19 protein-coding genes, 1 tRNA gene and 1 pseudogene are annotated in these 18,765 nt (G+C 68.1%); 9 read left to right on the forward strand and 12 right to left on the reverse strand.

Going from position 1 to position 18,765, the window contains the following annotated elements; translation table 11 throughout:
* Positions 1-33 precede the first annotated feature (33 nt).
* Both ACAG25_RS17060 and ACAG25_RS17065 read right to left on the reverse strand, forming a co-directional pair.
* Positions 34-1,596, reverse strand: coding sequence for an ATP-binding protein (locus ACAG25_RS17060; RefSeq protein ID WP_370489649.1), 1,563 nt, complete (start codon positions 1,594-1,596; stop codon positions 34-36).
* A 134-nt stretch (positions 1,597-1,730) separates the two neighbouring features.
* Positions 1,731-1,928 carry a helix-turn-helix transcriptional regulator gene (locus tag ACAG25_RS17065; protein WP_370489650.1) on the reverse strand — a complete coding sequence of 66 codons (198 nt, stop codon included), beginning with the start codon at positions 1,926-1,928 and terminating at the stop codon, positions 1,731-1,733.
* A gap of 631 nt (positions 1,929-2,559) precedes the next feature.
* Between ACAG25_RS17065 and ACAG25_RS17070 the strand changes: the two are divergent.
* Positions 2,560-3,111, forward strand: a pseudogene (locus ACAG25_RS17070) (tyrosine-type recombinase/integrase); the annotation flags it as partial.
* Positions 3,112-3,317: 206 nt separating this feature from the next.
* On the opposite strand, the gene ACAG25_RS17075 reads toward ACAG25_RS17070, so the two are convergent.
* The 4 genes from ACAG25_RS17075 to ponA2 all read right to left on the reverse strand — a co-directional run bounded on the left by ACAG25_RS17075 (position 3,318) and on the right by ponA2 (position 8,199).
* A tRNA-Pro gene (locus ACAG25_RS17075) sits at positions 3,318-3,391 on the reverse strand.
* Between the two features lie 153 nt (positions 3,392-3,544).
* Positions 3,545-4,714, reverse strand: a complete 1,170-nt coding sequence (locus tag ACAG25_RS17080; RefSeq protein WP_370489651.1) for a PLP-dependent cysteine synthase family protein — start codon at positions 4,712-4,714, stop codon at positions 3,545-3,547.
* Positions 4,711-5,685: a metallophosphoesterase gene (locus tag ACAG25_RS17085; protein WP_370489652.1), complete on the reverse strand. Its 975-nt coding sequence runs from the start codon at positions 5,683-5,685 to the stop codon at positions 4,711-4,713. Before ACAG25_RS17085 ends, ACAG25_RS17080 begins: the two co-directional genes overlap by 4 nt.
* Before the next feature lie 48 nt (positions 5,686-5,733).
* On the reverse strand, positions 5,734-8,199 hold the full coding sequence (gene ponA2, locus ACAG25_RS17090) for a transglycosylase/D,D-transpeptidase PonA2 (RefSeq protein ID WP_370489653.1): 2,466 nt from the start codon (positions 8,197-8,199) through the stop codon (positions 5,734-5,736).
* Between the two features lie 287 nt (positions 8,200-8,486).
* Between ponA2 and ACAG25_RS17095 the strand changes: the two genes are divergently transcribed.
* The gene (locus ACAG25_RS17095) at positions 8,487-8,843 is read left to right on the forward strand and encodes a WhiB family transcriptional regulator (protein WP_370489654.1); all 357 of its coding nucleotides are present in this window, start codon (positions 8,487-8,489) and stop codon (positions 8,841-8,843) included.
* Between the two features lie 26 nt (positions 8,844-8,869).
* On the opposite strand, the gene ACAG25_RS17100 is transcribed toward ACAG25_RS17095, so the two are convergent.
* Together ACAG25_RS17100 and ACAG25_RS17105 are read right to left on the reverse strand one after the other, a co-directional pair.
* Positions 8,870-10,006 (reverse strand): ArsA family ATPase, encoded by a 1,137-nt coding sequence (locus ACAG25_RS17100; protein ID WP_370489655.1) that lies wholly within the window; start codon positions 10,004-10,006, stop codon positions 8,870-8,872.
* 13 nt (positions 10,007-10,019) lie between these two features.
* Positions 10,020-11,066 carry an ArsA family ATPase gene (locus ACAG25_RS17105; protein ID WP_370489692.1) on the reverse strand — a complete coding sequence of 349 codons (1,047 nt, stop codon included), beginning with the start codon at positions 11,064-11,066 and terminating at the stop codon, positions 10,020-10,022.
* Between the two features lie 71 nt (positions 11,067-11,137).
* Here ACAG25_RS17105 and ACAG25_RS17110 point away from each other — a divergent pair, with 71 nt between their 5' ends.
* Genes ACAG25_RS17110 through ACAG25_RS17120 form a run of 3 tightly spaced genes read left to right on the forward strand, consistent with a single transcriptional unit; the run spans position 11,138 to position 12,548 of the window.
* Positions 11,138-11,299, forward strand: a complete 162-nt coding sequence (locus tag ACAG25_RS17110; RefSeq protein ID WP_157897640.1) for a DUF4177 domain-containing protein — start codon at positions 11,138-11,140, stop codon at positions 11,297-11,299.
* Entirely contained in the window at positions 11,296-11,760 is a 465-nt protein-coding gene (locus ACAG25_RS17115; RefSeq protein WP_370489656.1) for a RidA family protein, read from the forward strand. Before ACAG25_RS17110 ends, ACAG25_RS17115 begins: the two co-directional genes overlap by 4 nt.
* 5 nt (positions 11,761-11,765) lie before the next feature.
* Complete coding sequence (locus ACAG25_RS17120) at positions 11,766-12,548, forward strand: MBL fold metallo-hydrolase (protein WP_370489657.1); 783 nt, start codon at positions 11,766-11,768, stop codon at positions 12,546-12,548.
* A gap of 93 nt (positions 12,549-12,641) precedes the next feature.
* On the opposite strand, the gene crp is transcribed toward ACAG25_RS17120, so the two are convergent.
* Together crp and ACAG25_RS17130 are read right to left on the reverse strand one after the other, a co-directional pair.
* Complete coding sequence (gene crp, locus ACAG25_RS17125) at positions 12,642-13,316, reverse strand: cAMP-activated global transcriptional regulator CRP (RefSeq protein WP_005138643.1); 675 nt, start codon at positions 13,314-13,316, stop codon at positions 12,642-12,644.
* A gap of 103 nt (positions 13,317-13,419) precedes the next feature.
* Positions 13,420-13,764 carry a hypothetical protein gene (locus ACAG25_RS17130; RefSeq protein WP_370489658.1) on the reverse strand — a complete coding sequence of 115 codons (345 nt, stop codon included), beginning with the start codon at positions 13,762-13,764 and terminating at the stop codon, positions 13,420-13,422.
* A gap of 205 nt (positions 13,765-13,969) precedes the next feature.
* Between ACAG25_RS17130 and nth the strand changes: the two genes are divergently transcribed.
* From nth to marP, 4 genes are read left to right on the forward strand one after another with little or no spacing between them, the layout of a single operon-like run.
* The gene (gene nth / locus ACAG25_RS17135; protein ID WP_370489693.1) at positions 13,970-14,650 is read left to right on the forward strand and encodes an endonuclease III; all 681 of its coding nucleotides are present in this window, start codon (positions 13,970-13,972) and stop codon (positions 14,648-14,650) included.
* Positions 14,651-14,662: 12 nt separating this feature from the next.
* Positions 14,663-15,310, forward strand: coding sequence for a TlpA family protein disulfide reductase (locus tag ACAG25_RS17140; RefSeq protein WP_370489659.1), 648 nt, complete (start codon positions 14,663-14,665; stop codon positions 15,308-15,310).
* Between the two features lie 10 nt (positions 15,311-15,320).
* Entirely contained in the window at positions 15,321-16,106 is a 786-nt protein-coding gene (locus ACAG25_RS17145) for a CoA pyrophosphatase (protein WP_370489660.1), read from the forward strand.
* Positions 16,103-17,296 (forward strand): acid resistance serine protease MarP, encoded by a 1,194-nt coding sequence (gene marP / locus ACAG25_RS17150; RefSeq protein WP_370489661.1) that lies wholly within the window; start codon positions 16,103-16,105, stop codon positions 17,294-17,296. The genes ACAG25_RS17145 and marP overlap by 4 nt, the downstream gene beginning before the upstream one ends.
* 1 nt (position 17,297) lies before the next feature.
* Here the strand turns inward: marP and ACAG25_RS17155 are convergent, their stop codons facing one another.
* Together ACAG25_RS17155 and ACAG25_RS17160 are read right to left on the reverse strand one after the other, a co-directional pair.
* Positions 17,298-18,257, reverse strand: coding sequence for an alpha/beta fold hydrolase (locus tag ACAG25_RS17155; protein WP_370489662.1), 960 nt, complete (start codon positions 18,255-18,257; stop codon positions 17,298-17,300).
* The gene (locus tag ACAG25_RS17160) at positions 18,257-18,760 is read right to left on the reverse strand and encodes a phage holin family protein (protein WP_370489663.1); all 504 of its coding nucleotides are present in this window, start codon (positions 18,758-18,760) and stop codon (positions 18,257-18,259) included. Before ACAG25_RS17160 ends, ACAG25_RS17155 begins: the two co-directional genes overlap by 1 nt.
* Positions 18,761-18,765 lie beyond the last annotated feature (5 nt).

The raw sequence follows: 18,765 nt of genomic DNA on the forward strand, positions 1-18,765 counted from the left end.
AATGCGCGATTCCGGAGAACCACGGAGGCATTGCTATGCGGGTAGGTCTTCGCGACGCTCATCGGCGACCGGAGCAGCCGGGACCTCAGGGTTAGGCAGCGTGGTGGGGCTCGACCGCACCAGTGAGGGACGCGAGGATTGCGAGGCTTGTTCAGCCACTACATCTTTGTATGGCGGATAGATGGTCCATAGCAACACATTCCGATGGTTACGTGCACCGTCGTCATCGATGACCCATCCCAGGCTCCGCAATGCCGGCGCGTGCCGCCTCAGAATTGCCGTGACATCGCGGCCGTTCCTCGGCCATTCTTTGGGCCGTCGCCAGTGGTCGCTGACCGGGGTGACCATCGTGAGGAGATCACCGCCAGATTTTCCGACAAGTGGTTCTCGGGTGTGCCGGCGCAGTTGTTCGATGAACGGGTCGGCGGACAGGCTGTCCTCGGAGAGCTGATTGGCGCGCGAGAGGTAGCGACGTAAGCCATGGGTCGACAAGACCTCGTCCACGGCCGCCAAGGTGCGGCCAAAGTCCGCCATTCGTGGCGCATCGTCGACCACGATGGTCGCCAGGCGCTGATGGACGGCGCAGGCTAGGTCGATGAGCCCTCCTAAAATGCCTGGTAGAGACTCCACCCACATCTGTCGCATCGTGGCCTCCGGTTGTCGCATGTGGCGATCGATGCGTCGCAGGTCGACCGTCGCAAGTCGCTCGGCGAGGTCGGGACGTACCGCACCGACGTCGATGCCATTGATGATGACGCAGCGGCGGAACTTCACAACCGCCAGATCGGCGTCCGTGTAAAGCGCACGTTTGACGTTGCCGTCGCCAGTGGCGGCACGGCACAGCGAGTCCGACAACCACGGCGGGATGGCGGACAGGTTGTCCAGGGCGACCACCCATGAGCCGGAGGCGGCGGTCACCCAGGAGTCGGCGTCGCGCGGCGCCTGGCGCAGCGGGACCGGCGACGGGTCGATGAGGTCGACCAGCATCCGTGTCGTCGTGCTCTTGGCGCTGCCTTGCTCGGCGAAGAGGGCCAAGACAGGATGCGGCACGTCGCATTGGATCAGTGCAGCGACGAGCACCGCGAGCAACACGGGCCGATCTTCGACGGCGACATTGACGAAATCCCATAGCTTCTTTAAATCACCATCGGCCGGAGGTAGGGGCATGGCTGCGGTCAGCCTCGTTCGAGAAAACCGCACCGGAGCCGAGTCGAGGATCGTCCAACGGCCCGAGCCGATGCGAATGACCTTGCCGTCGGGTCGTCCGGTATCGATATAGCACGCCTCGTGGTGCTCAGCAACGCGCAGGTGCAGCTTCTCCGGGGCCTGGGCAGCTGCCAGGCCTTCAAGGATCAACGTAGCGTCGGTGAGTGCTTGGCCGCCGGCGACTGCGCCGGTCTCGGCGAAGTATCTGGCGGCGAGGTCGGCGCGCAGTCCGGTTCGGCCACCGCGAAGGAGCATCGCGATATGCGGGCGCGTACGTTCGGCGCCGAACGGTTCGCCGTCTTCGGACACCCCGAGAAGGTAGCGTTCCTGCGCCATGCCGACCAGACGGGCGGCGACTGACCGCTTGTCAGCTTTTCCATTGGCGCTCATAGGCTTTCCTGCCCGTGGTGCTTCTGCAGGCAGGCAAGACGAGCTATTCTCATGAGGAACTTCCGTGTTTGAGGTTCGGGTGGTTTGAACGAAAAGCCTCGGCTAGTCCCCGGGGCTTTTCGCTTGGATGGTCGTCATGCTGCGTCGCCGCCTCCTCGACGGGTTGCATTTTCCCGCTGCGAGATCCATCGCAGTACCTCGTTGCGCCGATAGACGACTCGGCGTCCCAGGGTGAAGCTTGCCGGTCCTATGTCCGAGTGCCGCCAGTACCGCAGTGTTCCGACCGGAACTCCGGTCAGCTCCGACACCTGTTTAGCTCCAAGCAGTTCCATGTGATTCCTCCTAGATCAAACTTTCTCCGTACGGATCTCACCCTGCTGGTGGCTTTATCGATCTGTCCACCAGTAGCGTGCAATTCACGCTGAAATTGGTGCCGGTCGGTTCTTCTCACCGACTGTCGGTGGTCGGTGCCAAACTGGCGTTGGCAGAGGAGCAGCTATGCAGAGACGTAACCGCCGAGCCGGTGTTGAAGACCGCTGGCGGCGATCCGACGGAAGCCGCTCGGCGCGCGCAGGCAAGGGACGCCGCTGGCTGGCACGTTATGTCGATGAGCACGGACAGGAGAACACCCGCTCTTTCGAGCGAAAGGTCGATGCACAGGCGTGGTTGAACGAGATCACGGCCGCCCAAACGACTGGAACATATGTGACACCAAGAGCCGGGCGTGTGACGGTCCGTGAGTTGCATGTCAAATGGCTTGGTACTCAGGGTCATTTGAAGGAGACGACTGTCGCTACGCGGGCATTTGCGTGGTCGGGTTACGTGGAAAGCAGGTGGTCATCGGTTTCGGTGGCTGACGTGCAGTCGTCGGACATCAGGTCTTGGGTTCAGGAGCTCGCTGTCGGCGGTGCGAAGCCCGCGACCATCGAGAACGCACTCAGCGTGTTGAGGCAGATCCTTGAGATGGCCGTTGAGGACAAGCGGATATCCCGCAACCCTTGCACGGGCGTCAAATCGCCACGACGACACCACCGACCGCGGGGTTACCTGACTCACGAGCAGGTGGAACTCCTGGCTGGGGAGGTCGGCGACTATGCGACCATCGTCCGGTTCCTGGCGTACACCGGGCTGCGCTGGGGTGAGATGGCAGCGCTGCGGCTGGAGTCATTCGACATGCTGCGTCGCCGGGTCAACATTTGTCAGGCAGTCGCAGAGGTCGGGGGCCGACTGGTCTGGTCTACGCCGAAGTCGCATGAGCGTCGTTCGGTGCCGTTCCCGGCGTTCCTTGCTGAGCCTCTGGCTGAGCTCATGGTCGGCAAGCGGCGCGAGGATCTGGTGTTCACCTCGCCGGAGGGGTCGGTGCTGCGGGTCTCCACCTGGCGACCACGGGTGTTCAACGCGGCGGTCAAACGACTCCAGAAGAAGCATCCGACTTTTCCAGCTGTCACCCCGCACGACCTTCGTCATACCGCGGCGTCCTTGTCGATCAGTGCGGGCGCTAACGTCAAGGCCGTTCAGACGATGCTCGGCCACGCGTCGGCGGTCCTAACTTTGGATACGTACGCCGACTTGTTCCCGGACGACCTGGAGCAGGTTTCTGCGGCGCTCGATGCCGCCCGAAGCAAGTCGTTGAAAGCCGCTGCGGACCAGCTGCGGACTGAGATGCAAGAAGGCCCCGACTGGAACGACCAATCAGGGCCCCTCACCTGCGATGACACGAGTCGGGGTGGCGGGATTCGAACCCACGACCTCTTCGTCCCGAACGAAGCACGCTACCAAGCTGCGCCACACCCCGCGTGAAGCCACGACAGCGTATCGCATCGGCTGCCGTTGAAGCCAAACGCCCACTGCTCGCACGGGATGGAAATCACTGTCGGTGGTGTTGTCCAGACTGACTGTCGGAAACGAGAGAAGCGAGGCGAGAGATGACCGTACTCGGAGCGTCGATCTACGTGGGCTTTTTCGTGCTGGCAGCGCTGTGGCTGTTCCTCACCTCCGACGGGCCGCTCATCCGCAACTCCGATTCGGGCCAGCGCCCGGAGCGTTCGAACTCGGCGAGCACCTCCGACGGCCCGGACAGTTCCATGCCGTGGCTGGTCAGCCACTCGTCGCAGAAGTAGGTCTCGCTGTAGCGGTCACCACCGTCGGCGAGCAACGTCACCACCGAACCCCGGCGACCCTGCTCGGCCATCTGCGCCAGCAGCGCGAACGCGCCCCAGATGTTCGTCCCGGTCGACGGGCCCACCCGTCGTCCCAGCACGCGGCTGACGTGGTGCGCCGCAGCCACGGACCCCGCGTCGGGCACCGACACCATCGCATCGACCACGCCCGGCAGGAACGACGGCTCCACCCGCGGCCGGCCGATGCCCTCGATCCGTGACGACGCGCCCGTGACGACGTCGGGATCCCCGGCGGCATACGACGGGAAGAACGCCGAGTTCTCCGGATCCACCACGCACAACTTGGTGGCGTGGCGGCGGTACCGGATGTAGCGGCCGATGGTCGCGCTGGTGCCGCCGGTGCCCGCCCCGACGACGATCCATTCCGGGATCGGATGGGTCTCCTCGGCCATCTGGGAGAAGATCGACTCGGCGATGTTGTTGTTGCCCCGCCAGTCGGTGGCCCGCTCGGCGTGGGTGAACTGGTCGAGATAGTGCCCACCGGTCTCCTCGGCCAACCGCTGCGCCTCCGCGTACACCTGCGCCGACTCGCGCACGAAATGGCAACGCCCGCCCTGGGATTGGATCAGCGCGACCTTGGCCGCGCTGGTGGACTCCGGCATCACCGCGATGAACGGCAGGCCGAGCATCGCCGCGAAGTAGGCCTCCGAGACCGCTGTGGAACCCGACGACGCCTCGATGACGGTGGTGTCCTCACCGATCCAGCCGTTGCACAACCCGTAGAGGAACAGCGACCGCGCCAACCGGTGCTTGAGGCTGCCGGTGATGTGGGTGGTCTCGTCCTTCAGATACAGCGCCAAGTCACGCTCACCCGCCCACGTGGGCAGTGGGTAGCGCAGCAGGTGGGTGTCGGCGCTGCGGCGGGCATCGGTCTCGATGAGCCGCACTGCATTGTCGACCCATGCGCGGGACGGTTGCCGACAGCCCGCGGGCGTCACCGCGCCGATACGGTCGGGTGCGACTGGCCGGCCTGCACACCGGCGTCGGAGCCGCCCGTGGGTGCGGCGACCAGCGTCAGCAGCGTGGCCTCGGGCCGGCAGCAGAACCGCAGCGGCGCGAACGGCGAGGTTCCGATGCCGGCCGACACGTGCAGCTGCGTGTGCGCACCCCAGCGCGACGGACCCTTGGCGCGTGACCGGTCCAGCTCGCAGTTGGTGACGATGGCGCCGTAGAACGGCAGGCACAACTGGCCGCCGTGGGTGTGCCCGGCCATCACCAGTTGGTAGCCGTCGGCGGCGAAGCGGTCCAGTACCCGCGGCTCCGGAGAATGCGTCAGACCCAGCGTCAGATTGGCCGCGGCCTTCGCCGGGCCGGCGATGGTCGCATACCGGTCCCGGGACAGGTGCGGGTCGTCCACCCCGGCGGCAGCGATGTGCAGGCCCTTGACCTCGAGCTCGCGCTTGGTGTGGGTCATGTCCAGCCAGCCGCGTTCGGTGAACGCGGCCCGCAGATCCTGCCAGGGCAGCGGTTCGCCGTGGATGCGGTGGGTGGGCTTGGTCAGATAGTTGGCCGGGTTCTTCAGCCTCGGCGCGAAGTAGTCGTTGCTGCCGAACACGAACAGCCCGGGCACGGCCAGCAGGTCGCCGAGGGCCTGCACGACCGCCGGGACCGCCTTCGGGTGGGCGAGGTTGTCACCGGTGTTGACCACCAGATCCGGCTCCCAGCGCGCGAGGTCGCGCAACCAGTCCTGCTTGCGTCGCTGCGTGGGACGCATGTGGATGTCGCTGATGTGCAGCACCTTCAGCGGCGACGAACCGGGGGACAGCACCGGCATGGTCGCCTGACGCACGACGAAGGCGTTGCGCTCGATCAACGAGGCGTAGCCGATTCCGGCGACCAGCGTGCCCAGCGTTGCGGCCGCGGTGGTCTTGAGGATCGATCCGGTGGAACCAGAAGGCACAGCAGGCATCTGCCCAGCCTACTGCCACCGGCCGTCAGGCACCGATCTCCCCGCTGATCAGCCGGGCGGTGGCGGCGGTGGCGGACCGAGCACCGGCACCGTGATCGGCGGCAGTCCCGGGATCTCGATCACCTGCTGGCCGACCGGCGGCGGTGGCAGCCCGGGGATGCCGGCCGCCGGCGGCGGGGGCGGCGGCGGAGCCGGCGCGATGCCGTTGGACACCAGGATGGTGATGATCGAGCCCGGAATCGTCTGGCCGGTCGGTGACGTCCCGACGACGGTGCCGCGCGACGACGTGCTGTTGACCGTCGACACACCGTCGGCCACCTGGAAACCGGCCTCACGCAGGCGTTGCCGCGCGGTCTCCTCCTTCAGGCCGGCCACCGACGGCACCCGCGATCCGGGACCGCCGTCGACGTACCGCGGGTCGGTGGGCGGCAGCGTGACCTCGCCGAAGTTCGTCGCGATCGGCTTCATCGCGGTGAACCACGTCCGCGCCGGTTCGTTGCCGCCGAACAGGTTGCCCGAGCCGCACTGGCGCAGCGGGAACGAGCACAGCTCGGTCGGTGCGGGCGAGTCGTCGTAGATGTAGTTGGCCGCGGCGAGCTGGTTGGTGAACCCCAGGAACGCCGAGGACCGGTTGGCCTCGGTGGTGCCGGTCTTGCCCGACATCGGCAGGTCCCAGCCGACCGACGAGGCCGCGCCCGCCGCGGTGCCCGCGCCGGTGTCGTCCTTGCTCATCGCGACCGCGAGCGTGTTGGCCAGCCCCTCGGGCACCACCTGTTCGCAGGTCTCGGTGGTGACCGCGACCTCTTCACCGTTGCGGTCGTAGATCGCCTCGATGGGGTTCGGCGGGCACCACATGCCCCCGGAGGCCAGCGTCGCGGCGACGTTGGACAGCTCCAACGCGTTCACCTCGATCGGACCGAGGGTGAACGAGCCGATGTTCTGCCGTTTGACGAAGTCGGCCAGGCTCTCGTTGCTCTCCGGGTCGTAGTCGCGGGCGGTGCCCGGCAATGCGTAGGACCGCAGGCCCAGCCGCACCGCCATGTCCACCGCGCGCGGCACGCCGATCTGGGCGATCAGCTTCGCGAACGCGGTGTTCGGCGAGGTGGCCAGCGCGTCGGTGACGTTCATGGTGCCGCGGTAGTTGCCGGCGTTCTGCACACACCACGTCGCCGGCGGGCAGCCGCGCGCCCCGCCGCTGCCCAGCCCCTTGGCCTCGAAGCGGCCCGGCGCGTCGAGCTGGGTATTGATGCCCATGCCCATCTCCATCGCCGCGGCGGTGGTGAAGATCTTGAACACCGAACCGGCGCCGTTACCGACCAGCGAGAACGGCTGGGGCTGCATGGTCTCCCCGGCATCGAGGTTCAGGCCGTAGGTGCGGTTGCTGGCCATCGCCAACACCGGATGGTTCTCCTTGCCCGGCCGCACCACGCTCATCACGCTGGCCACACCCGGCAGAGTGGGGCTGGCGAAGCTGTCGATCGCCGACTTGACCGTGGCCTGCACGTCGGGATCCAGCGTCGTCTTGATCATGTAGCCGCCCTTGGCGACCTGGTCCTTGCTGATGCCGGCCCGCGCCAGGTAGTCCAGCGCGTAGTCGCAGAAGAACGCGCGGTCCCCGGCGGCGATGCAGCCGCGCGGCAGTTCCTTGGGCTGCGGCAGCACCCCGAGGGGCTGTTGCTTGGCCTCGCGCAATTCACCGGCGTACTCGGGCAGGTTCTCGATCATTGTGTCCAGCACGATGTTGCGGCGCGCCAGCGCGCCGTCGGGGTTGGTGTACGGGTTCAGCGTGCTGGTGGACTGCACCATCCCGGCGAGCAGCGCGGCCTGCTGCCAGTTCAGCTCCGAGGCGTTGATCCCGAAGTAGGTCTGGGCGGCGTCCTGCACGCCGAAGGAGCCGTTGCCGAAGGACACCAGGTTCAGATAGCGCGTCAGGATCTCGGGTTTGGTGAACGTCTTGTCCAACGTCAGCGCCATCCGGATCTCACGCAGCTTGCGCGCCGGGGTGGTCTCGATGGCCGCGCGCTTCTCCGCGTCGGTCTGCGCGAGCACCAGCAACTGGTAGTTCTTGACGTACTGCTGCTCGATGGTGGAGCCGCCGCGCGTGTCGGGATTACCGGACAGGTAACCGGACAGGCCGGTCAGCGTGCCCTGCCAGTCGACGCCGTTGTGTTCGGCGAAGCGCTTGTCCTCGATCGAGACGATCGCCAGTTTCATCGTGTTGGCGATTTGCTCGCTGGGTATCTCGAAGCGTCGTTGCGAGTACAGCCACGCGATCACGTTGCCCTTGGCGTCGACCATCGTCGACACCTGCGGCACGTCACCCTCGACCAGTTGGGCCGAGCCGTTGGCCACCACGTCGGACGCGCGGTTGGAGATCAACCCGACGCCACCGACGACGGGGAACATCAACGCGGCGGCGACCACACTGGCCAGCAGGCAGCACCAGGCCAACTTGATGACCGTCACCATCTTCGGCGGTGGCGGTGTCGGCCGCGTATCGGACTGCTCCGGCATGCGTACAAGAGTAACGAGGGCGCAAACCCGCCCGAGCAGCAGCAAGAGATTGCGGCACCGCGTGCCAAATGTCCGGAATCGGCACTGTACCGGGCTGACGGCACGGTCGTCCCAAAAATGTGGTCACGAACGTATTGCGCAAACCATGCCTGACCACCTAAATTGGGCGCACAGTGCGATACAGGTCACACCCAGTACTCGCAGTGTGGCGCAGATCGCACCCGCGATCGACGTCTGTTTCCATCGTCTGCGTTGTCGGGGCGCGGCCAGTTCGAAGGGGATCGCTGGTGTCAGTTACAAAGCCCGCCGTGCGTAAGGCCACCGTGAATCCGCCGGCTCACTCGACCTTCAAGGGAGTAGAAGCCGAAGCACGAATCGCGTGGGTGTCCCAGGCGCGCTGCCGGCAGACCGACCCCGACGAGCTGTTCGTGCGCGGCGCCGCCCAGCGCAAGGCCGCCGTGATCTGCCGCCACTGCCCGGTGATCGCCGAGTGCGGCGCCGACGCGCTGGACAACCGCGTCGAGTTCGGCGTCTGGGGCGGCATGACCGAGCGTCAGCGCCGCGCTCTGCTCAAGCAGCACCCGGATGTTGTTTCGTGGGCTGACTTCTTTGCCGCCCAGCGCAAGCACCGCAGCGCCGGTTAGACCTTTTCCCAAGCGTCGGCCGCGGGTCAGCCCGCAGCCGTCGCTGCTTCTCCGGTGATCTGATCGGCGATCGCGCGCAGCGCCTCGAGATCGGACACGTCGAACGGCAACGACGGCACGCCGACCAACGCCACGTGCGGGTTGGCGCCGGTGAACCGCGACAGCAACCGAACCTCCCGCTTAGCCGTCGACGCGCGGTCCGCGTGGATCCGCAGCGCGGCGGCGGCCACCGAGTCGGGCCGCTGCTTCTCCAGCGTCTCGGCCGCCTCGGTGGCCTTCTCCGCGGTCAGGTCGCACAGGGTCGGATGGGTGCGGTTCAAGATCAGGCCGGCCAGCGGCATCCGCTCGTCGGAGAGCCGGTCGACGAAGAACGAGGCCTCCCGCAGCGCGTCCGGCTCGGCCGCCGAAACCACGACGAACTGCGTGCCGCGACGCTTGAGCAGGTCGTAGGTGCGGTCGGCCTTCTCCCGGAAGCCGCCGAACGTCGAGTCCAGAGACTGCACGAACGACGCGGCGTCGGAGAGCATCTGCGAGCCCAGGATCGTCGACATCCCTTTCATCGCCAGGCCCACCGCGCCCGTCACCAGACGGCCGAACCCGCGGCCCGGAGCCAGCAGCAACCGCCACAACCGGCTGTCCATGAAGCTGCCCAGACGCTTGGGCGCGTCCAGGAAGTCCAGCGCGTTACGTGACGGCGGGGTGTCGACGACGATCAGATCCCACTTGTCCTCGGCCAGAAGCTGTCCCAGCTTCTCCATGGCCATGTACTCCTGCGTGCCCGCCAGCGACGTGGCCACCGTCTGGTAGAACGTGTTCTCCAAGATCGCGTCGGCGCGCTCGACGCCCGAGTACTGCACCACCATCTCGTCGAAGGTGCGGCGCATGTCGAGCATCATCGCGTGCAGTTCACCGGTCACCTCCGGCGCCAGCGGCACCCGCTGCGGGGTGTTGCCGAGGTCCTTGATCCCGAGTGCCTGCGCCAGACGCTTCGCGGGATCGATGGTCAACACGACCACGGTGCGCCCGTACTCGGCGGCCCGCAGCGCCATCGCCGCGGCCGTCGTCGTCTTCCCGACGCCGCCGGCGCCGCAGCACACCACGACGCGATTGGACCGGTCGTGCAGGATCGAGGCCATATCCAGGGCCGGTGGGGTGGTGCTCATGATCGTCCTCCGCTCACCGCACGCCCTGGCGGGCGAGCTCTTCGGCCAGTTCGTACAGACTTCCCAGATCCACCCCGTCGGACAGGGTGGGCAACTGCAACCGCGGCACGTCGATCGCGACCAACTGCTCCGCGCTCTCGGTGCGCGCGGCGATCCGGGTGGCGTGCTGAATGGTCTCGGTGAGCAACCCGGCGAAATCGCTGTCGGACAACGAGATTCCGACCTGTTCGAGGTCCGCGCGCACCGCGTCGGCGTCGATGTCACCCTCGGCGGCCTTGGCCAGCGCGTCGGCGGGCAGGTACGCGGGGATGTTGCGGTTGACGATCACGCTGCCGATCGGCAGGTTCATTCCGCGCAGTTCCTCGATGGCCTCCACCGTCTCCTGGATCGGCAGCGACTCGAGCAGCGTCACCAGGTGCACCGCCGTGGCATCGGAGTGCAGCAGCTTGACCACCCCGTCGGCCTGCGAATGCACCGGACCGCCCTTGGCGAGCTCCGACACCGCGGCGGTGACGTCGAGGAAGCGCGCGATGCGACCGGTGGGCGGCGCGTCGACCACGACCGCGTCGTAGACGCCGTGCTTCGGGCGCTCCCGGTCCTTCTCGGTCCGGGTGACGATCTCCTTGATCTTGCCGGTCAGCAACACGTCACGCAGACCCGGCGCGATGGTGGTGGCGAACTCCACGGCGCCGATGCGGCGCATGGCCCGACCGGCCAGACCGAGGTTGTAGAACATGTCGAGGTACTCGAGGAACGCGGCCTCGGTGTCGATGGCCAGCGCGTTGACCTGACCGCCGCCCTCGGCCGTGGCGATCTTGACCTCTTCGTACGGCAGCGGCGGAACGTCGAACAGCTGCGCAATGCCTTGGCGCCCTTCGACTTCGACCAGCAACACCTTGCGCCCGTTGGCGGCCAGTGCCAGCGCCAGCGCGGCGGCGATCGTCGTCTTGCCGGTGCCGCCTTTGCCGGAAACGAAGTGCAGTCGCGCTCTGGTCAGGCGAGAGGGCCAGCCCGTCGCCTGCGGGACCGTCGCTGTCCCGTTCGGTGTGGTTGCCACCAGTGCATGCTAGCCATAGCCGTCGGGCCGACCGATAAGCTCGGTCCCATGACTGAAGGGAACGGGTGGGACAAGTGAGCGAAGCGACCAAATGGGAATACGCGACCGTCCCGTTGCTGACACACGCGACCAAACAGATCCTCGACCAGTGGGGCGAGGACGGCTGGGAGCTGGTGTCGGTGCTGCCGGGCCCCACCGGTGAACAACACGTCGCGTACCTGAAGCGTCCCAAGTGACCGCCTGGTCGGCCCGGCTGGGCGAGTTGGGGGTCGCGCTGCCCGAGGTGGTCGCGCCCCTGGCGGCCTACGTCCCCGCCGTGCGGACCGGCAACCTCGTCTACACCGCCGGCCAGCTGCCGCTGGTGTCGGGCAAGCTCCCCGTCACCGGCAAGGTCGGGGCCGAGGTGTCGCCCGAGCAGGCCAACGAACTGGCGCGACAGTGCGCGCTCAACGCACTGGCCGCCGTCGACTCCCTGGTCGGCCTCGACGCCGTCGTCCGCGTGGTCAAGGTGGTCGGCTTCGTCGCCTCCGCGCCGGGCTTCAACGGTCAGCCCGGCGTCATCAACGGCGCCTCCGAACTGTTCGCCGAGGTCTTCGGCGACGCCGGCGCGCACGCCCGCTCCGCCGTCGGAGTCTCCGAACTGCCGCTGGACGCGCCCGTGGAAGTGGAGATCATCGTCGAGGTCGGCGACAGGTAGCGGTCGTGAGTGGTCTCGAGCATCCCGCTTACGGCCTGCTGCGGCCGGTGACCGAGACCGCCTCGGTCCTGCTGTGCGAGAACCCGGGGCTGATGACGCTCGACGGCACCAACACCTGGGTGCTGCGCGGGCCGGGCAGCGACGAGATGGTCGTCGTCGACCCCGGACCCGACGACAAGGACGAACACATCGAGCGGCTCGCCGAGCTCGGACCGATCCCACTGGTGCTGATCAGTCACCGCCACGGCGACCACACCGGCGGCATCGACCGCATCGTCGATCTGACCGGGGCGGTGGTCCGGTCGGTGGGCAGCGGATTCCTGCGCGGGCTCGGTGGTCCGCTCACCGACGGTGAGGTGATCGACGCCGCGGGCCTGCGGATCACCGTGATGGCCACCCCCGGCCACACCGCGGACTCGGTGTCGTTCCTGCTCGACGATGCCGTGCTGACCGCCGACACCATCCTGGGCCGCGGCACCACCGTCATCGACTCCGAGGACGGCGACCTGGGCGACTACCTGGAATCGCTGCGCCGGCTACGCGGACTCGGAGTGCGGCAGGTCCTGCCCGGCCACGGGCCCGAACTGGACAACCTGGTCGATGTCAGCGACGCCTATCTGGCGCACCGCGAAGAGCGTCTCGACCAGGTACGCGGCGCGCTCGCCTCGCTAGGTGAAGACGCCAGCGCCCGTGCGGTGGTCGAACACGTCTACACCGACGTCGACGAGAAGCTGTGGGACGCCGCCGAATGGAGCGTGCAGGCGCAGCTGAACTACCTGCGCCGCTGAGTCACCTGCGCCACTGAACCACCTCGCCGAGATTGCATGTGGCGCGCTGAAACGCGTACTTGACGCGCGTGGAATGCAATTTCGGCGGGTTACCTACCTCGCTCGGCGGGCCAGCCGTTCGCTGTCGCTGATCAACACACTCTTACCCTCGAGCCGGATCCAGCCGCGATGGGCGAAGTCGGCCAGCGCCTTGTTCACCGTCTCGCGCGACGCCCCGACCAGCTGGGCGATCTCTTCCTGCGTGAGGTCGTGGGTGACGCGCAGCGCGCCGCCCTCCTGCGTGCCGAAGCGCTGGGCCAGCTGCAGCAGCTGCTTGGCCACGCGGCCGGGCACGTCGGTGAAGATCAGGTCCGCGAGGTTGTTGTTGGTGCGGCGCAGGCGGCGGGCAAGCACCCGCAGCAGCTGCTCGGCGATCTCCGGGCGGTCGGCGATCCAGGCCCGCAACGCATCCCGGTCCATCGACACGGCCCGCACCTCGGTGATGGTGGTGGCGCTCGACGTCCGCGGTCCCGGGTCGAAGATCGACAGCTCGCCGAACATGTCGGACGGACCCATGATGGTCAGCAGGTTCTCCCGGCCGTCAGGCGAACGACGACCGATCTTGACCTTGCCGGAGATGATGATGTACAGCCGGTCCCCGGGCTCGCCCTCGGCGAACACCGTGTGCCCGCGTGGGAAGTCGACCGGTTGCAGTTGCTTGGTCAGCGCGGAAACGGCGCTGGGTTCCACCCCCTGGAAGATTCCGGCCCTGGCCAGGATCTCGTCCACGTTGCCCCTCTTATGACTGTTAGGTGAATTGACATGCGCGAGCCGACCTGTAGAAGCGATCGCGAGATCAGTCTAGAGGTACAGCGTTGTTGACCAGCCCACGCTACACAGTGTTGGCGTGCCGGGTCTGCTGAAACCCAGGATTGCCGACGTGGCCGGTGTGGTGCTGGAAATACTCCCGCGTGGGCAAACCCTCCGCCGGGGTCACGGTGGACAGCCCGCCGGTGGCCGAATCCCTCTCGTCGCGGCGCTGCGCGGCACCGTGCAACGCGCTGTCGATGCCGTCGCGGGCAAGGGTGTCGACGTCGACGGCCTCGGCATGTCCGAGCAATTCGGCGACGTCGGCCGCCGAGAACATGTCCTGGCGCAGCCCGGCCTCGACGCGATCCAGGCCGAAGGTCGCCAACATCAGCAACCCGGGAATCAGCGCGACGAGCAACCACGACACATCGCAGAAGTAAACACGCCGAAGGTCTCAGCGCGATCACGAAAAGCCGTCGGTAAGGGCCGGGTGCAGCCGGGCGCGTCGGGACGGACCCACTGCGTACCCTGGCCTGGTGAGCGTGCGTGAGTCGAGCGCCCCGGCCCGGCGGGCGTCGAGCAAGAAATGGGACCGCGAGACCCGACTGGGTCTGGTCCGGCGGGCCCGTCGCATGAACCGCACGCTGGCGAAGGCCTTCCCGCATGTCTACTGCGAGCTGGATTTCACCAACCCGCTCGAACTGACCGTGGCGACCATCCTGTCGGCGCAGAGCACCGACAAACGCGTCAACCTGACCACTCCGGCGCTGTTCGCGAAATACCGCACCGCACAGGACTATGCGCAGGCGGATCGGGCCGAACTCGAGGAACTGATCAGACCCACCGGGTTCTTCCGCAACAAGACCACGTCGCTGATCCGGCTGGGTCAGGAACTCGTCGAACGCTTCGACGGCGAAGTGCCCAGAACCCTCGACGAACTCGTGACGCTGCCCGGCGTCGGCCGCAAGACCGCCAATGTCATCCTCGGCAATGCGTTCGACATCCCCGGCATCACCGTCGACACCCACTTCGGCCGACTCGTCCGCCGCTGGCGGTGGACCGCCGAGGAGGACCCGGTCAAGGTCGAGCACGCCGTCGGCGAACTCATCGAGCGGTCCGAGTGGACGCTGCTGAGCCACCGCGTGATCTTCCACGGCCGCCGGGTCTGCCACGCGCGCAAACCCGCATGCGGGGTGTGCGTCCTGGCCAAGGATTGCCCGTCGTTCGGGACCGGGCCCACCGACCCGCTGTTAGCGGCCCCGCTGGTGCGCGGCCCGGAGACCGAGCACCTGCTCGCGCTGGCCGGGCTGTGAGTCGACGCGACCATGAGCACGTCTGTCCGCTGGAGTATCGCCGCGCTGATCGTCGTCGTCGCGCTGGCGACGGCGCTGTGGACCGAACTCGGCGCCGACCGCGACGCCGGCCGGGCGGCGTCGGACGCCCCGTCCGCGCGCGACCGGCGCGACGCCGACACCCCCGAAGCGCTGGCCGAACCGCGCCGGCGCGCCGACCTGGCGCCGTGTCCCCCGGCCGGCGACGGTCCCGGCCCCGAAGCGCTGCGCGGTCTGGTCCTCGAATGCGCGGGCGACGGTTCCCGCGTCGACGTGGCGCCCGCGCTGGCCGGACGCCCGGTCGTACTCAATCTGTGGGCGTACTGGTGCGGTCCGTGCGCCGACGAGTTGCCGGCGATGGCCGAGTTCGCGCGCCGCGTCGAACCGGACGTGACGGTGCTGACCGTGCACCAGGACGAGAACGAGCAGGCGGCCCTGCTGATGCTGGCCGAGCTGGGCGTACACCTGCCGACGCTGCAGGACGGGCGGCGCGCGATCGCCGCCGCGCTGCGCGTGCCCAACGTCATGCCCGCCACGGTGGTGCTGCGGGCGGACGGTAGCGTGGCCGAGATCCTGCCTCGGTCCTTCGCGACCGCCGACGAGATCGCCGAAGCGGTCCAACCGACGATCGGAGCGGCCTAGGAATGCGTTCGTGAGCTGGGGCGATGACGACGCCGCCGAGCTGACCCCGGAAGCGTCGCCGGCATGGCTGGCGCCCCTGGTCGACCGGCCCGATGCCGTGCGCAACGCCTACCGGCGTCGGGTGCCCGCGGAGGTGCTCGCCGCACTGACGACGGCCAACGCCACCGCCGCCGTCACCGGGACCCGCCGCGACGCCGCCGTGCTGGTGCTGTTCTCCGGGCCGCCGGACGGCGCCGCGGGCGACCTGCCCGACGACGCCGACCTGCTGGTCACCGTGCGCGCGTCGACGCTGCGCCACCATGCGGGTCAGGCCGCGTTCCCCGGTGGGGCCGCCGACCCCGAGGACCGCAGTCCGGTGCACACCGCGCTGCGCGAGGCGACGGAGGAGACCGGCATCGACGCCGGCCGGCTACGCCCGCTGGCCACGCTGGACAAGATGTTCATCCCGCCGTCGGGCTTCCACGTCGTCCCGGTGCTGGCCTACTCGCCGGATCCGGGACCGGTCGCCGTGGTCGACGCGGGGGAGACCGCGCACGTGGCGCGGGTCCCGGTGCGCGCGTTCGTCAACCCCGAGAACCGGATCATGGTGTATCGCAAGGAGAACACCCGGCGCAGCGCCGGTCCGGCGTTCCTGCTCAACGAGATGCTGGTGTGGGGTTTCACCGGCCAGGTGATCTCCGCGATGCTCGACGTCGCGGACTGGGCCACCGACTGGGACGTCGACAACGTCTACGAACTCGACGAGGCAATGCGTCTGTTGGACCACGACGGCAGTTACGGTGAAGCCCAACGATGACCGCGTCACAGTGGCTGGATCTAGCCGTACTCGCCGTAGCGCTCATTGCCGCCGTGTCCGGTTGGCGATCGGGGGCGCCGGGTTCCCTGCTGGCCTTGATCGGGGTCGCGCTCGGCGCGGTCGCCGGTGTGCTGCTCGCGCCGCACATCGTCGACCACATCGACGGACCCCGCACCAAGCTGTTCGTCACACTGTTTTTGATCCTGACCCTGGTGGTGATCGGTGAGATCGCCGGCGTGGTGCTCGGACGCGCGGTCCGCGGCGCCATCCGCAACCCGGCCCTGCGGGTCGCCGACTCCGTCGTCGGCGTGGCCGTGCAATTGGTGCTGGTGCTCACCGCGTCCTGGCTGCTGGGCACCGCGCTGATGTCCTCGCCGCAGCCCAACCTCGCCGCGGCGGTGCGCGACTCCCGGGTCATCCAGGAGGTCGACAACGTCGCACCCGACTGGTTGCGCTCGACACCCGAGCGGTTGTCGTCGCTGTGGGAGACGGCCGGGTTGCACGACGTGCTCAAACCGTTCGGTCCCACCCAGGTCGCCGAGGTCGACGCGCCGGACGCGTCGTTGGCGACGTCGGCCGTCGTCGGCGTCACCCGCCCCAGCGTCGTCAAGGTGCAGGGAGTCGCCAACAGCTGCCAGAAGATGCTCGAGGGCAGCGGCTTCGTGGTGGCGCCGCAGCGGGTGATGTCCAACGCGCACGTCGTCGCCGGTTCCGACAGCGTCACCGTCGAGGTCGACGGGCAGTCCTACGCCGCCACCGTGGTGTCCTACGACCCCGACGCCGACATCTCGATCCTCGACGTGCCGGAACTGCCGGCCGCGCCTCTGCAGTTCGTCGAGAACGAGGCGCCGTCGGGCACCGACGGCATCGTGATGGGCTACCCGGGCGGCGGCGAATTCCGGGCCACCCCGGCCCGCGTCCGCGAGGTCATCCAGCTCAACGGACCCGACATCTACCGCACCAAGACCGTGACCCGAACGGTCTACACCATCCGCGGCGAGGTGGCCCAGGGCAACTCCGGCGGCCCCATGGTCAACCGCGGCGGCAAGGTACTCGGTGTGGTTTTCGGGGCCGCGGTCGACGACAAGGACACCGGCTTCGTGCTGACCGCCGACGAGGTCTCCCGCCAGATGGCCAAGGTCGGCAACCGCGAGACGGTACCGACAGGCACCTGCATCAGCAGCGGCTAGCTCACGCGTAGACCTGCGCGAGAAACCGCGACAGCTGCGTGTTGACCGCCCGCGGAGCCTCCTCGTGGGCGAAATGACCGGCGCCGTCGATCGATACGTAGCGACCGTGCGGCGCATAGCGTTGCGTGCGGTGGACCGGATCGGGCAGGACGTACGGGTCGGCCTCGCCGCGCAGATGCAGCACCGGGACCGAGATCGGGCTCTTCATCGAGCGCATGAACCGCCGGCCCTCGCTGCGCAGTTGACTTCGCACGGCCCACCGCTGGTACTCCAACGCCGAGTGCGCCGCCGAGGGGATCTGGATGGCACGCCGCAGATGCGTCATCGTCTCCGCGAAGTCCTCGGTGGTCGGCCAGGAGGCGGCCGCCCGCGCCCGCACCAGACGCTCTACCTCGGCACCGTCGTCGCGCGTCAGGACATGCTCGGGCCAGCGCGGCGTCTGGTAGCTCAGCATCGACGGCAGCAGCGCGCGACCCTGATCGCGGCGACGCAACGCCGACGCGCGCAGCGCCGCCGGATGCGGTGAGCTGACCACCGCGATCGCGTGCACGGCGCGGGGGTGCAGCACCGCGGTGGCCCAGCACACCAGGCCGCCGTCGGCGTGGCCGACCAGCGTCGCGGAGTTGTGTCCCAGGGCGCGCACCAGCCCGGCGGTGTCACCGGCCAGCGTCCACCCGTCGTAGCCGCGCGGCGGTTTGTCGCTGGCGCCGTAACCGCGCAGGTCGACCGCCACCACACGCGCCCCGGAGAGGCCTCGCAGTTGGTGGCGCCAGGACCACCAGAACGACGCGAAACCGTGCAGCAGGATCACCAGGGGACGGTCGGTCAGGCGGCGGGAGCCGTCCACCGCCGCGGATGCGCCCTCGGCCTCGACGACGTGGAACCGAATGCCGTTGGCGTGCACGTCGAGATGCCGCCACGGCCCGTCGATCCGTACGACCGACGGGTCGGGTCGGGTCATTACCAGCCGGACGGGTCGGCCGTCGCCGCCTTGCCGTCGACTGCGGGCACCGCCTTCTTGTCCGCGCCCGGCGTCAACGCCTCGGGAAGTCCCTTGACCGACTCGATCGTCTTCTGCGGCCCGCGGATCCGGCGCACCTTCAGGTACCCGAACAGGGCCAGGACCCCGGTGACCACGACCATGATGCCGAACACGATCAGGAACGCCGCCCACCGCCACAACCACGTATCGAGCAGCTCGGCGAGGAAGAAGAACAGGAAGAACGTGGAGTAGAACAACGTCACCAGCGCGGCGATGAAGAACACGCTGCCGGTGAGGCCCTTCTTCACGTCGCGGGTGATCTCGGCCTTGGCCAGCTCCACTTCGGCGCGCACCAGCGTCGACACCTGCGCGGTGGCGTCCTTGACCAGATCACCGATCGACGGATCGGGCTTGGGGGCGTGGGGATCCACCAGCGGTATCGATGTCACGGTGTTGGGCACGCCGTTCTTGCGCTCGCTCACGCACT

The organism is Mycobacterium sp. pV006 (genome assembly GCF_041287115.1).
Taxonomy (GTDB): Bacteria; Actinomycetota; Actinomycetes; order Mycobacteriales; family Mycobacteriaceae; genus Mycobacterium.